This window comes from Bradyrhizobium sp. NAS80.1 (assembly GCF_001908205.1).
GTDB lineage: Bacteria > Pseudomonadota > Alphaproteobacteria > Rhizobiales > Xanthobacteraceae > Bradyrhizobium.
The window spans coordinates 1-13248 of sequence record NZ_LGHL01000140.1 but is presented as its reverse complement, the minus strand read 5'-3'; the positions used below and the strand labels follow the sequence as shown (position 1 = coordinate 13248).

At 64.3% G+C, this 13248-nt stretch carries 13 protein-coding genes; 12 read left to right on the top strand and 1 reads right to left on the bottom strand.

All coding sequences use genetic code 11. The features are described 5' to 3' along the window. The first annotated feature begins 6 nt into the window (after positions 1–6). The 4 genes from AC629_RS29525 to AC629_RS29510 all read left to right on the top strand — a co-directional run bounded on the left by AC629_RS29525 (position 7) and on the right by AC629_RS29510 (position 3746). A complete protein-coding gene (locus AC629_RS29525; protein WP_084808376.1) occupies positions 7–870 on the top strand; it encodes a branched-chain amino acid ABC transporter permease in 864 nt (287 codons plus the stop codon). Between the two features lies 1 nt (position 871). After that, positions 872–1840, top strand: coding sequence for a branched-chain amino acid ABC transporter permease (locus AC629_RS29520; RefSeq protein WP_074124409.1), 969 nt, complete (start codon positions 872–874; stop codon positions 1838–1840). 156 nt (positions 1841–1996) lie between these two features. Continuing rightward, positions 1997–2641, top strand: coding sequence for a DUF47 domain-containing protein (locus AC629_RS29515; protein ID WP_084808375.1), 645 nt, complete (start codon positions 1997–1999; stop codon positions 2639–2641). 100 nt (positions 2642–2741) lie between these two features. After that, positions 2742–3746 (top strand): inorganic phosphate transporter, encoded by a 1005-nt coding sequence (locus AC629_RS29510; protein ID WP_084808374.1) that lies wholly within the window; start codon positions 2742–2744, stop codon positions 3744–3746. Here AC629_RS29510 and sugE read toward each other — a convergent pair. Continuing rightward, positions 3739–4053, bottom strand: coding sequence for a quaternary ammonium compound efflux SMR transporter SugE (sugE, locus tag AC629_RS29505; RefSeq protein WP_084808373.1), 315 nt, complete (start codon positions 4051–4053; stop codon positions 3739–3741). The genes AC629_RS29510 and sugE overlap by 8 nt on opposite strands. 157 nt (positions 4054–4210) lie before the next feature. Between sugE and AC629_RS29500 the strand changes: the two genes are divergently transcribed. The 8 genes from AC629_RS29500 (at position 4211) to AC629_RS29465 (ending at position 13111) form a co-directional block, all read left to right on the top strand. Further along, complete coding sequence (locus tag AC629_RS29500) at positions 4211–5830, top strand: peptide chain release factor 3 (RefSeq protein WP_084808372.1); 1620 nt, start codon at positions 4211–4213, stop codon at positions 5828–5830. A 217-nt stretch (positions 5831–6047) separates the two neighbouring features. After that, positions 6048–6626: a UCP034077 family protein gene (locus tag AC629_RS29495; RefSeq protein WP_084808371.1), complete on the top strand. Its 579-nt coding sequence runs from the start codon at positions 6048–6050 to the stop codon at positions 6624–6626. Between the two features lie 72 nt (positions 6627–6698). After that, the gene (locus AC629_RS29490; RefSeq protein WP_084808370.1) at positions 6699–7283 is read left to right on the top strand and encodes an NnrU family protein; all 585 of its coding nucleotides are present in this window, start codon (positions 6699–6701) and stop codon (positions 7281–7283) included. Positions 7284–7416: 133 nt separating this feature from the next. Beyond that, positions 7417–9009 carry a class I adenylate-forming enzyme family protein gene (locus AC629_RS29485; protein ID WP_084808369.1) on the top strand — a complete coding sequence of 531 codons (1593 nt, stop codon included), beginning with the start codon at positions 7417–7419 and terminating at the stop codon, positions 9007–9009. A 166-nt stretch (positions 9010–9175) separates the two neighbouring features. Continuing rightward, positions 9176–9829: a tetratricopeptide repeat protein gene (locus tag AC629_RS29480; RefSeq protein WP_084808368.1), complete on the top strand. Its 654-nt coding sequence runs from the start codon at positions 9176–9178 to the stop codon at positions 9827–9829. A 33-nt stretch (positions 9830–9862) separates the two neighbouring features. Beyond that, complete coding sequence (locus AC629_RS29475; RefSeq protein WP_084808367.1) at positions 9863–10426, top strand: hypothetical protein; 564 nt, start codon at positions 9863–9865, stop codon at positions 10424–10426. A 49-nt stretch (positions 10427–10475) separates the two neighbouring features. Further along, entirely contained in the window at positions 10476–11858 is a 1383-nt protein-coding gene (gene der / locus AC629_RS29470) for a ribosome biogenesis GTPase Der (protein WP_084808366.1), read from the top strand. After that, positions 11855–13111, top strand: a complete 1257-nt coding sequence (locus tag AC629_RS29465; protein ID WP_084808365.1) for a TCR/Tet family MFS transporter — start codon at positions 11855–11857, stop codon at positions 13109–13111. The genes der and AC629_RS29465 overlap by 4 nt, the downstream gene beginning before the upstream one ends. Positions 13112–13248: the final 137 nt, after the last annotated feature.

The following is a 13248-nucleotide window of genomic DNA, read 5'->3' as shown; positions in this document are numbered from 1 at the left end:
GGATCGATGCAGGCTCTTTACGCTCAGCTACTGGTGGGACTGATTAACGGCTCGTTTTACGCGCTGCTCAGTCTCGGGCTCGCCGTGATCTTCGGCATGCTCAACATCATCAATTTTGCCCACGGCGCGCTCTACATGATGGGCGCCTTCGTCGCCTATTTCCTGCTGAGCCTCGGCGGGATCAATTACTGGTGGGCGCTGCTGCTTGCGCCGATCATCGTCGGCATCTTCGGCATGATCCTGGAGCGGACCATGCTGCAATGGCTGACCGGGCTCGATCACCTCTACGGCCTGCTCCTGACCTTCGGCATCGCGCTGATCGTGCAGGGCGTGTTCCAGAATTACTTCGGCTCTTCCGGCCTGCCTTACGCCATTCCGGACCAGCTCAAGGGCGGCATGAATCTCGGCTTCATGTTCCTGCCGATCTATCGCGGCTGGGTCGTCATCTTCTCGCTGGTCGTGTGTCTTGCGACCTGGTTCCTGATCGAGAAGACCCGGCTCGGCGCTTACCTGCGCGCCGCGACTGAAAATCCGACGCTGGTCCGCGCCTTCGGCATCAACGTGCCGCGCATGATCACGCTGACCTACGGCCTCGGCGTCGGCCTTGCCGCGCTCGCAGGCGTGCTTTCGGCGCCGATCAACCAGGTGCGGCCGCTGATGGGCGCCGACCTGATCATCGTCGTGTTCGCCGTGGTCGTGATCGGCGGCATGGGATCGATCATGGGCTCGATCATCACCGGCTTCGCGCTCGGTGTGATCGAGGGCCTGACCAAGTATTTCTACCCCGAGGCCTCCAACACTGTCGTGTTCGTGCTGATGGTGCTGGTGCTCTTGGTGAAGCCAACGGGATTGACGGGAAGGGCGGCCTGATATGACAGCCTTGACGGACGACACATTGCCGATGACGCCGCGCGCGATGCGCGACGAGATGATCGTGTTCGTGGTGATGGCGCTGCTGCTGGCGTCGGTGCCGTTCACGGGAGTCTACCCGTTCTTCGTGATGCAGGCTCTTTGCTTTGCGCTGCTGGCCTGCGCCTTCAATCTCCTGATCGGCTACGGCGGACTTTTGTCCTTCGGACACGCGATGTTCCTGGGGACCGCCGGCTATTGCAGCGCTCATGCTCTGAAAGTGTGGGCACTTCCGCCGGAACTCGGCATCCTCGTCGGTGTCGCCGCGGCCTTCGTGCTCTCGATCATCACCGGCTACATCTCGATCCGCCGCCAGGGCATCTACTTCTCGATGATCACGCTGGCGCTGTCGCAGCTCCTCTACTTCATCTATCTGCAGGCACCGTTCACCCATGGCGAGGACGGTATCCAGGGCATTCCGCAAGGGCGCATGTTCGGCCTCTTCGATCTGTCCAAGCCGACTGTGCTCTACTATGTCGTGCTGGTTGGCTTCCTCGCCGGCTTCCTGCTGATCTACCGCATCATCAATTCGCCGTTCGGCGAGGTCCTGAAGTCGATCCGTGAGAACGAGCCGCGCGCGATCTCGCTGGGATACCGGACCGACCAGTACAAGTTCCTGGCGTTCATCCTGTCGGGGACGCTGGCCGGCTTTGCCGGTTCGCTGAAGGTGTTTGTGGCGCAGAACGCCTCGCTGACCGACGTCCATTGGACGATGTCGGGCGAAGTCGTGCTGATGACGCTGGTTGGCGGCCTCGGCACCATCTTCGGCCCGGTGGTCGGCGCCTTCGTGATCATCGCCATGCAGCAATATCTGGCGGGCTTCGGCCAGTGGGTGACGGTGATCCAGGGCTCGATCTTTGTGATCTGCGTGCTCACCTTCCGCCGTGGCGTTATCGGTGAAATCGCGCATTACTTCCGGCGGTCGCTCTAAGTAATTGATTTAAGGTCGATTTACCTATTGCGTGAAAGCGGTGGATGACCCGGCTCCGCGGGCGTGAGGTGGCACGCGCGCGGATCGGAAATGGTCTATGACAGTTTTGTGACGGCCCGCCCGGGCCGGGCCATTTCCAACCGGTAGCCTATCCCCATGATGCGATGGTTTCGCGCTTTCCTCCCAAAGGAAGAACGGTTCTTCGACCTGTTCGACCGCCACGCCCAGACCGTGATCCAGGGCGCGATCGCGCTCCAAGGCGTGCTCAACGGGGGCGAGGAGACGCCGGTTTATTGCCAGAGCGTCAACCAATTCGAGAACGACGCCGACAACATCACCCGTGAGGTGCTGACGGCGGTGCGCCGCACCTTCATCACGCCGTTCGACCGCGGCGACATCAAGAACCTCATCACCTCGATGGACGACGCCATCGACCAGATGCAGCAGACGGCAAAGGCCGTGATGCTGTTCGAGGTCCGCACTTTCGAGCCGCCGATGCGGGAGATCGGTGCGCTTCTCATCGAATGCGCCAATCTGGTCGGCCGCGCGCTGCCGTTGCTGCAATCGATCGGCCCGAACGTGGCGATGCTGACCGCGATCACGGAGGAATTGACCAAGCTCGAAGGCCGCGTCGACGATCTCCACGACATTGGCTTGAAGGAATTATTCCTCAAGCATCGCGAGGGTAACGCGATGGATTTCATCGTCGGCGTCGAGATCTACGACCATCTTGAAAAAGTGGCCGATCGCTTCGACGACGTCGCGAACGAGATCAACAGCATCGTCATCGAGCAGGTCTAGCGCATGATCCGGAAAAGTGTGCAGCGGTTTTCCTTCGCGACAAACGCGGAACGCGTTTGCGCGGAGATCATGCGTAAGCTTTGAAGGCAGGGGCCGCGCTGTGGATGCTGCGTTGGGTCTTCCCGTCCTGGTCGGACTGATCGCCGTCGCGCTGCTGTTCGATTTCCTGAACGGCTTGCACGACGCGGCCAATTCGATTGCGACCATCGTCTCGACGCGCGTGCTGCGGCCGCAATTCGCGGTGATCTGGGCCGCGTTCTTCAATTTCATCGCCTTCATGGTGTTTGGGTTGCACGTCGCGCAGACCATCGGCACCGGCATCATCGATCCCTCCATCGTCGATGCCCAGGTGATCTTCGCGGCCCTCGTCGGCGCCATCGTCTGGAACATCGTGACCTGGGCGCTCGGCATCCCGTCATCGTCGTCGCACGCGCTGATCGGCGGGCTCGTCGGCGGCGGCATGGCCAAGGCCGGGATATCGGCGGCGGTCTGGAGCGGACTAACCAAGGCCGTACTGGCGATCGTGCTGTCGCCGCTGGTCGGCTTCCTGCTTGCGATGTTGCTGGTCGCGATCGTGTCCTGGGCCTCGGTGCGCTCAACGCCCTTTGCGGTCGACCGTGCCTTCCGCATCCTGCAATTTGCCTCCGCCTCGCTCTATTCGCTCGGCCATGGCGGCAACGACGCGCAGAAGACGATGGGCATCATCGCCGTGCTGCTCTATTCGCAGGGCCATCTCGGCGGCGAGTTCTCGGTTCCGTTCTGGGTGGTGCTGTCGTGCCAGGCGGCGATGGCGCTGGGCACGCTGATGGGCGGCTGGCGGATCGTCCGCACCATGGGCCTGCGCATCACCAAGCTGACGCCGATGCAGGGGTTCTGCGCCGAGACGGGCGGCGCCGCGACCCTGTTCATGGCGACCTTCCTGGGCGTTCCCGTCTCGACCACCCACACCATCACCGGCGCCATCGTCGGCGTCGGCGCGGCCCGCCGCGTCTCGGCGGTGCGCTGGAACGTTGCGAGCTCGATCGTCTATGCCTGGGTGATCACGATCCCGGCTGCGGCCGTCGTGGCGGCGCTGTCCTGGTGGGCGGTCCAGATCTTCAAGTAACGAGCTTCAGGCCGATGATCCCGGCGACGATCAGGCCGATGCTGGCGATGCGGAATGCCGCGGCCGGCTCGCCGAACAGGATGATGCCGAGCGCCGCCGTGCCGACCGCGCCAATACCGGTCCAGACCGCGTAGGCGGTTCCAATCGGGAGCGATTTGAGGGCAAGGCCGAGCAGGATGACGCTTCCGGCCATGGCCGCGAGCGTCAGGACGGACGGAACGAGCCTGGTAAAGCCCTCGGTGTATTTGAGGCCGATCGCCCAGGCGATTTCGAGAAGTCCGGCAACGAACAAGATGCTCCAGGCCATGACGACCCTCCATTCAAGGCAGGGTCGTCCCCGCGACAAGTGTGCTGATGGGCAGGAAGGCCGTCCTTCCCAATGTCGATATGGGGCTGGCCGAAGGGCTTCGCAATCACCAAATGAGGCTTGATCAGGCCCATATTCCCTGCCAAACGCTCCCGCCATGTCCGACATCGCCATTTCCGCCGACTCGCCGGCCCGTTCCTCGCTTGCCACCGAAGTGGCGCGGCGGCGCACCTTCGCGATCATCTCCCACCCGGACGCGGGCAAGACCACGCTGACCGAAAAGCTGCTGCTGTTCGGCGGCGCCATCAATCTCGCCGGTCAGGTCAAGGCCAAGGGCGAGCGGCGCAACACGCGTTCGGACTGGATGAAGATCGAGCGCGAGCGCGGCATCTCGGTCGTGACCTCGGTGATGACCTTCGAGTTCGAGGGTCTCGTGTTCAATCTCCTGGACACGCCGGGCCACGAGGACTTTTCGGAAGACACCTATCGCACGCTGACAGCGGTCGATTCCGCCGTGATGGTGATCGACGCGGCCAAGGGCATCGAGGCGCGCACGCGAAAGCTGTTCGAGGTCTGCCGCCTGCGCGACATCCCGATCATCACATTCATCAACAAGATGGACCGCGAGAGCCGCGACGTTTTCGAGCTCCTCGACGAGATCGAGAAGACGCTGGCGCTCGACACCACGCCGATGACCTGGCCGGTCGGCCGCGGCCGTGACTTCCTCGGTACATATGACGTCGTCAACGGCGGCGTGCGCCTGCTCGAAGGCGGCGGCGCCAAGACCGGCGCGGCGCAGCAGATCGAGATCGCAGAACTGGTCAAGCTCAACGCGAACCTCGATGTATCCGCAGTGAAGGACGAGCTCGAGCTCGTCACCGAGGCTTCCAAGCCGTTCGAGCTCGCCGCGTTTCGCGAGGGCCATCTGACGCCGGTCTATTTCGGCAGCGCGCTGCGCAATTTCGGCGTCGGCGACCTCCTGGAAGGCCTCGGCAAGTTCGCGCCCGAACCGCGGGCGCAGGAGAGCGACCAGCGCAAGGTCGAGGCGACCGATCCGCGTATGAGCGCCTTCGTGTTCAAGATCCAGGCGAACATGGATCCGAACCACCGCGACCGCATCGCCTTCGCGCGCCTGTGCTCCGGCAAGCTCAGCCGCGGCATGAAGGCCAAGCTGGTGCGCACCGGCAAGAGCATGCCGCTGTCGAGCCCGCAATTCTTCTTCGCGCAGGACCGCTCGGTCGCGGACGAGGCTTTCGCCGGCGACGTCGTCGGCATTCCCAACCACGGCACGCTGCGCATCGGCGACACGCTGACCGAGGGCGAGGATTTCACGTTTGTCGGCGTGCCGAGCTTCGCGCCGGAAATCGTCCGCCGCGTACGTCTCACCGACGCGATGAAGGCGAAGAAGCTGAAGGAAGCGCTTCAGCAGATGTCGGAAGAGGGGGTCGTGCAGGTGTTCCGTCCGCGCGACGGCGCACCGGCGCTCGTCGGCGTGGTCGGAGCGCTCCAGCTCGACGTGCTGAAAGCGCGGCTCGAGGCTGAATATGCGCTGCCGGTGGAGTTCGAGGTGAGTGAGTTCCAGCTTGCGCGCTGGGTTTCTTCCGATGACCGCAAGAAGCTCGACACCTTCATCGCGGCCAACACCTCCAGCATCGCCGACGATGTCGACGGCGATCCCGTGTATCTGGCGCGGAACGAGTTCTATCTCGGCTATACCAAGGAGCGCGCCGAGGGGATTGAATTCACCAACGTCAAGGACGTCAAAAAGAAGGGGTAGGGCGCGCCCACACCCTCCGCCGTCATGCCCCGCGAAGGCGGGGCATCCAGTACGCCGCGGCCTCTTGGCTCAACAACGACCGCCTCTGGAATACTGGGTCGTCCGGTCAAGCCGGACGACGACACCGAGGTTAAACGCGAGCATGTGAACGCGCGCGGGCTTGACGCATTCAGGGACGGTGCCACGTTTCATCCACGTGACATCGCGAGCTCAAAGCATGTGGCGCGGCATCCTCGTTCTTGTCCTGTTGGCGATATCGGCGGTCGCCGCCGACGCGCGACGGCGCCAGATCAACCCGATCCCGTTTTCGCATGAGCCGTGCAGCGTGCTCGATCACCGGCCGTGCACACCGACCTTTTGCAGCGTGCTCCAGCGCGGCCCCTGCATTCCCGAGATCTTCTATCCTTACGGGCAGGATCTCCAGCTCACGATCGAGAGCGTGCCGTCCGACGCCGAGCGCACCAAATATCAAAGGCCCGATCACGATCTCGATACGATCAGTGATCTCTTTGCCGAGCTGCGCACCTGCTGGTCGCCACCATCGGACAATGCGCGTGAGGGCATGCAGATGTCGGTGCGCTTCAGCTTCAACAAGGCGGGCAGCCTGATCGGTCCGCCGCGATTGACCTTTGCAACCGCAGGCGTTCCGGCCGACACCCGGACCACCTATCTGAATGCGATCAATGAATCGCTGAACGCCTGCCTGCCGCTGAAATTCACCAGCGGCCTCGGCGGCGCTTTGGCCGGGCGTCCGATCGCGATCCGCTATGTCGATAATCGGGAGCTTGGCAAGTAGCGTTTCAGTTGCGACCGGCGGCCAATCGATGATACCTCAGAGGCGGGGGCGCTTGCCAAAGGGGAGGATGTCGTGGGTCTGCTTGTCATGATCCTGGGGCTGGTGCTGTTTTTTGCCGCCCATGTTTTCACCACGAAACGCGAGGCGCGCGAGCGGGCGGTCGCGAAGCTGGGCGAGGGGACCTACAAGATCCTCTATTCGCTGGTCTCGCTCGCGGGGCTGGCGTTGATCATCTGGGGCTTTGCGCATTATCGCGCGACCGGCTGGATCGATGTCTGGTATCCGCCGAAGGCGATGAAGCACATCACGGTCGCGCTGATGCTGCCGGCCGTGATCCTGGTGGTGGCGTCCTACTTGCGTGGCCGCATTTATGCGACGCTGAAGCATCCGATGCTGGCCGGCATCAAGCTGTGGGCGGCGGCGCATTTGTTGGCCAATGGCGACCTCGGCTCCATCATCCTGTTCGGCTCGTTCCTGGGCTGGGCGGTGTATGACCGCATTTCGCTGAAGCATCGCAAGGATGCCGGGGCCCCGCCGATTCCTGTGGGCGGTGTCACCAACGATCTGATTGCGGTGGTCGTGGGCATCGTCGCTTATCTGGCGCTGGCCTTTGCGTTCCATCCTGTGGTGATCGGTGTTCCCGTGATGGGCGGATAGCGCATGATCCGGAAAAGTGTGCAGAGGTCTTCCGATAAGATCATGCTCCGACAATAAGAGCAGCCGATCAGCACAAGACAGTTCGCGCTCTCATGCGCGGAAGGTGATAAAAGCAACAGGCCGAGGGCCCTTTATGGACTGGTCACAATCTCAGATTCCGCCGATGCGGTTCGAGGCGCGTTTTGGCGATCGGGTGGTGCCGGCATTCTGCGACCGGCCTTCGAGCCTGTGGGCGATGATCGCGGAGGCCTGCGCGCGCAACGCCGATGGCGAAGCGCTGATCTGCGGCAATGTCCGGATGAGCTGGCGACAGGCGGTGGAGCGGGCCGGACGGATCGCGGCGGGCTTTCGCAAGCTCGGATTGCGGCGCGGCGACCGCGTTGCGATCCTGCTCGGCAACCGCATCGAATTTCCGCTGCTGTTGTTTGCCGCCGCGCATGAGGGGCTCGTTACGGTTCTGCTCAGCACGCGCCAGCAGAAGCCGGAAATCGCATATGTGCTCGCCGATTGCGGTGCGAAGATCCTCATCCACGAAGCCGGGCTCGCCGCGCGGCTGCCCGATGCGCAGGATGTGCCCGATGTGATCCACCGCATCGCCATCGATGACGATCCGACCCTGTCCCGCTTCGCGTTGCTCGCTGACAACGAGCCGGCATCGGCGCCGGTCGAGATCAGCGAGGAGGACACCGCGATGATCCTCTACACCTCGGGCACGACCGGCAAGCCGAAGGGCGCGATGCTGGCCCATTGCAACATCGTCCATTCTTCGATGGTCTTCGTGTCCTGCCTGCAATTGACGCAAGTGGACCGTTCGATCGCGGCGGTGCCGCTCGGCCACGTCACCGGCGTCGTCGCCAACATCACAACCATGATCCGCTGCGGTGGCGCGCTGATCATCATGCCGGAGTTCAAGGCGGCCGATTACCTCAAGCTCGCTGCACGCGAGCGCGTTACCTATACTGTGATGGTGCCGGCGATGTACAATCTCTGCCTGCTCCAGCCCGATTTCGCCAGCTACGACCTGTCGAGCTGGCGCATCGGCGGCTTCGGCGGCGCGCCGATGCCGGTCGCCACCATCGAGAAGCTCAAGGCGACGATTCCCGGCCTCAAGCTGGCGAATTGCTACGGCTCGACCGAGACGACGTCGCCGTCGACGATCATGCCGGGAGAGTTGACGGAAAGTCATATCGACAGCGTGGGCCTGCCGTGTCCCGGCGCGCGCATCGTCGCGATGGGGGCTGACGGGCGCGAGCTGCCACATGGCGAGATCGGCGAGCTTTGGATCCAGAGTGCCTCCGTCATCAAGGGCTATTGGAACAATCCGAATGCCACGGCCGAGAGCTTCACTGGCGGTTTCTGGCACTCGGGCGATCTGGGATCGGTCGATGCGGAGGGATTTGTCCGCGTGTTTGACCGGCAGAAGGACATGATCAATCGCGGTGGCCTGAAGATCTATTCGGCCGAGGTCGAATCCGTGCTGGCCGGCCATCCCGCCGTGGTCGAGAGCGCGATCATTGCCAAGGCGTGCCCGGTGCTGGGCGAGCGGGTCCACGCCGTCGTGGTGACGCGCGCGCCGGTCGCCAGCGACGTCTTGCGGACTTGGTGCGCCGAGCGGCTGTCCGACTACAAGGTCCCTGAAACTATGGCGATCACCGCTGAGCCGCTGCCGCGCAATTCCAATGGCAAGGTGCTGAAGCGGCAGTTGCGGGAGCTCTTGGGAACCTGAGCCGCGCGGGCAGGTATCGGGCCATCCGGGTGGTTAACGCCTTGATCGGGCTCGCTTTGCCTTGCCACCGCCATATCATTAGGGTACCTCGCCGCCACGTGGGGGACGGGATTCCTGACGCGAACGCTTTGGCGCGCGCACCCGAACGGGCATGGGATTAGCATAAGTGTCTGAATTATTTGACGAAGTCGACGAGGAAGTACGTCGCGAACAGCTCAAGAAGCTGTGGGATAAGTATTCGATCTACTTCATCGCCCTGATGGTGCTGATCGTCGCCGCCGTTGGTGGCTGGCGCGGCTACCAGTATCTGGAGGCCAAGAAGGCCGCCGAGGCCGGCGCTGCCTTCGAGAAGGCTGTCGAACTGTCGGAGCAGGACAAGCATGCGGAAGCCGAGGCGGCCTTCACCGAGCTCGCTGCCAAGGCTCCTTCGGGCTATCGCACCCTGGCGCGGCTGCGTGCTGCGGCCGCGGCTGGGCCCCGCGATCCCAAGGCCGCCGCGAAGATGTATGACGATATCGCGGCCGACCGTAGCGTCGGCAGCGAGTGGCAGGATCTGGCGAAGATCCGCGCGGCCGGCTTGCTGCTCGACAGCGCTGGCTATGCCGACATGCAGCAGCGGCTGGAGGCTTCCGCCGCGCCCAAATCGACGTTCCGCCACAGCGCCCGCGAGATGCTGGCGCTGTCGGCCTGGCGCAACAACGACATGACCGCGGCCCGCAAATGGCTCGACACGATTGCCGAGGACGGCGAAACGCCGCCCGGCCTGCGCTCGCGCGCCGAGGCGCTCCAGGCCTTGCTGCCGCCCGTCGCCAAAAGCTGATCACGGCCCTCTGACGTTAAACGAGACACCAAGATGCGCCGCATGCCACGTTTGATCGCAGCCGCCGTCCTGATCGCCTTCACGGGCCTCCTGGGCGGCTGCTCCAGCGGCGGATTCGATCCGAGCGACATGCTCGACTTCCTCGACACCAAGAAGAAGCTGCCGGGCGACCGCAAGCCAGTCTTCCCGGAGGGCGTGCCGGGCCTCGAGCAAGGCGTGCCGCGGGAGCTGTACAAGGGCGCACAGCAGCAGGCGGATCCGAATGCGCCTGCCGTCGCGGCTCTGCCCGCGGAGCCGCCGCCTGAACCGGCCAAACCGGCGAAGGGTGCCAAGGCAAAGAAGACCCGGCAGCCGACTGCCACTGCAGCCGCGCCCGCCGAGGCGCCTGCAGGCGAAGTCGACGGCGAGGCCCAGCCCGAGGCTGCGCCGGCGACGGCCGCTCCGCCGCCCAAGCACAAGATCGTGCGCAAGCGCACCACCGCGCCGCCGCCCGATCAGACCGCCCAGCAGCCGGCGCAACCGACCCAGACCACGCAGCAACAGCAGTCACAGGGCGCTTTCCCGGCGCCGTTGCCGAGCGGCAGCTTCTCGCGCTGATTGTTTCATTGCATTGAAAGGCGCAGCTCTCGCAGCGCACGAATGACTGATGTCTTTTACTATCGCCATCATCGGCCGGCCCAATGTCGGCAAATCGACGTTGTTCAACCGCCTGGTCGGACAGAAGCTCGCGCTTGTCGATGACCTGCCCGGCGTCACCCGCGACCGTCGCGAGGGTGAGGCCCGGCTCGGCGATCTCCAGTTCACCATCATCGATACCGCCGGCCTCGACGAGGGCGCCAAGGGCTCGCTGACTGCACGGATGCAGGAGCAGACGGAGACCGCGATCGCGCAGGCTGACGCGCTGTTCTTCGTGATCGATGCCCGCATCGGCCTCACGCCCACCGATCGCGCCTTCGCCGATTTCGCCCGCAAGGCTAATAAGCCGGTGCTGCTGATCGCCAACAAGAGCGAAGGCAAGCATGGCGATGCCGGCGCGATGGAAGCCTTTGCGCTCGGTCTCGGCGATCCCATCCAGATCTCGGCCGAGCACGGCGAGGGCATGGGCGAGCTTTACGATGCGCTCAGCAAGCTGATGCCGGAGCCCGTCGACGAAGATGAGGAGGAGGACGACGAGCCGCTCTCCGAGGAAGAGGCCGCGACGCGCCCGATCCGGGTTGCCATCGTTGGTCGGCCCAATGCCGGCAAGTCGACGCTGATCAACTATTTGCTCGGCGAGGAGCGCCTGCTGACGAGCCCGGAGGCCGGCACCACGCGCGATTCCATCGCGGTCGAGATCAACTGGAAGGGCCGCGATTTTCGCGTGTTCGATACCGCTGGCCTCCGTCGGCGTTCGCGCATCGAGGAGAAGCTGGAAAAGCTCTCTGTCGCCGACGCGCTGCGTGCGGTGCGCTTTGCCGAGGTCGTCGTGCTGATGATGGACACGCAGAACCGCTTCGAGGAGCAGGATTTGCGTATCGCCGACCTGATCGAGCGCGAGGGCCGGGCGGTCGTGCTCGCCGTCAACAAATGGGACCTGATGGAGACCAAGGGCGGCGGCGCGATTTCGGGTCTGCGCCGCGACGCCGACCACTGGCTGCCGCAGGTCAAGGGCGTGCCGATCGTTGCCGTCTCCGGCCTGATGGGCGAGGGTATCGATCGCCTGATGCAGGCGATCCAGGACGCCTATGCTGTCTGGAACAGGCGCGTGCCGACGTCCGCGCTCAATCGCTGGTTCGAGCAGGCGATCCAGGCCAATCCGCCGCCGGCGGTATCCGGCCGCAGGTTGAAGCTCAATTATATCACGCAGAACAAAGCGCGCCCGCCGAGCTTCGTGCTGTTCTGCTCGCGCGCGGACGCGGTGCCGCAGTCCTATCTGCGTTACCTTACCAATTCCATGCGCGAGACTTTTGAGCTGCCGGGTACGCCGGTGCGCATCACCTTGCGCGAGAAGGCCAACCCGTTCGCTCACAAGCGCAAGCGGCCATCGTGAGCGGAGAGGCCGGCGAGGCGATGGCGCAGGACGCTGCGCCGGTCCGGCGCGGTGCGGTCGCCTTCATCTTCGTCACCATTCTGCTCGACATGCTCGCGCTCGGCGTGATCATGCCCATCCTGCCAAAGCTCATCGAGAGCTTCGTCAACAACGACACGGCGCATGCGGCACGCATCTTCGGCCTGTTCGGCACCGCCTGGGCGCTGATGCAGTTCGTGTTCTCGCCCGTGCTTGGCGCGCTGTCGGATCGCTTCGGACGGCGGCCGGTGGTGCTGCTGTCGAATTTCGGCCTCGCGGCCGACTACGTGCTGATGGCGCTGGCGCCGTCGCTGACCTGGCTGTTCATCGGGCGCGTGATCTCAGGCATCACGTCGGCGAGCATCTCGACGGCGTTTGCCTATATCGCCGACATTACGCCGCCGGAGCGGCGCGCGGCGATCTTCGGCAGGATCGGCGCGGCGTTCGGCGCCGGCTTCATTCTGGGCCCGGCGCTCGGCGGCCTGCTCGGCGATATCGATCCGCGCCTGCCGTTCTGGGCGTCGGCTGCCCTGAGCTTTGCCAATGCGCTCTATGGCCTCTTCGTCCTGCCGGAATCGCTGGCGCGGGAGAAACGCGCGCCGTTCCGCTGGACGCGCGCCAATCCGATCGGAGCGCTGCACCTGCTGCGTTCCAACGCGGCGCTGGCTGCATTGTCAGTTGTCAATTTCATCGGGCAGGTCGCGCATGTGGTGCTGCCCTCGACCTTCGTGCTCTATGCGACCTATCGCTACGGCTGGGATTCCAAGACCGTGGGACTGACGCTCGCGATGGTCGGCGTCTGCACCATGGTGGTGCAGGGGCTCGCCATCGGCCCGATCGTGCGCGTGCTCGGTGAGCGGAGCGCGCTGCTGATGGGCCTGTGCTGCGGCGCGATCGGTTTCGTGATCTTCGGCGCTGCCCCGACCGGACCGCTGTTCTGGCTCGGCATTCCCGTGATTTCGCTGTGGGGCATCTCGGGTGCCGCCATGCAATCGCTGATGACGCGGCTGGTCGCGCCAGATCAGCAGGGGCAGTTGCAGGGCGCGACCGCGAGCGTGCAGAGCGTGTCGCAGCTCGTCGGCCCGTTCCTGTTCACGCTGACGTTTTCCTACTTCATCGGCGCCAGCGCGCCGCTGCATCTGCCCGGCGCGCCGTTCCTGCTCGCGGCGGTGTTGATGGTGGTCTGCGTGGCGATCGCGATGCGGTTGCTGGCGGCGACGAAGACGGTCTCGTAGCAACCATTAAATGACGGCTGTGTTTGCGCCGTTCGGATCGTCGGCGTCTGCCATGATGACGCCGTGCTCGCGTCCGTCCAGGCATGGCCTGGCGGCAGATCGCGTGAGGTCCGGGCGCGCGACGGCCATCCTTGACG

What these genes read in the sequence shown, in the direction of transcription:
- AC629_RS29525 (WP_084808376.1), top strand. Translation starts at nt 7, where the DNA reads ATGCAGGCTCTTTACGCTCAGCTACTGGTGGGACTGATTAACGGCTCG.
- AC629_RS29520 (WP_074124409.1), top strand. Translation starts at nt 872, where the DNA reads ATGACAGCCTTGACGGACGACACATTGCCGATGACGCCGCGCGCGATG.
- AC629_RS29515 (WP_084808375.1), top strand. Translation starts at nt 1,997, where the DNA reads ATGATGCGATGGTTTCGCGCTTTCCTCCCAAAGGAAGAACGGTTCTTC.
- sugE (WP_084808373.1), bottom strand. Translation starts at nt 4,053, where the DNA reads ATGGCCTGGAGCATCTTGTTCGTTGCCGGACTTCTCGAAATCGCCTGG.
- AC629_RS29500 (WP_084808372.1), top strand. Translation starts at nt 4,211, where the DNA reads ATGTCCGACATCGCCATTTCCGCCGACTCGCCGGCCCGTTCCTCGCTT.
- AC629_RS29495 (WP_084808371.1), top strand. Translation starts at nt 6,048, where the DNA reads ATGTGGCGCGGCATCCTCGTTCTTGTCCTGTTGGCGATATCGGCGGTC.
- AC629_RS29485 (WP_084808369.1), top strand. Translation starts at nt 7,417, where the DNA reads ATGGACTGGTCACAATCTCAGATTCCGCCGATGCGGTTCGAGGCGCGT.
- AC629_RS29475 (WP_084808367.1), top strand. Translation starts at nt 9,863, where the DNA reads ATGCGCCGCATGCCACGTTTGATCGCAGCCGCCGTCCTGATCGCCTTC.
- der (WP_084808366.1), top strand. Translation starts at nt 10,476, where the DNA reads ATGTCTTTTACTATCGCCATCATCGGCCGGCCCAATGTCGGCAAATCG.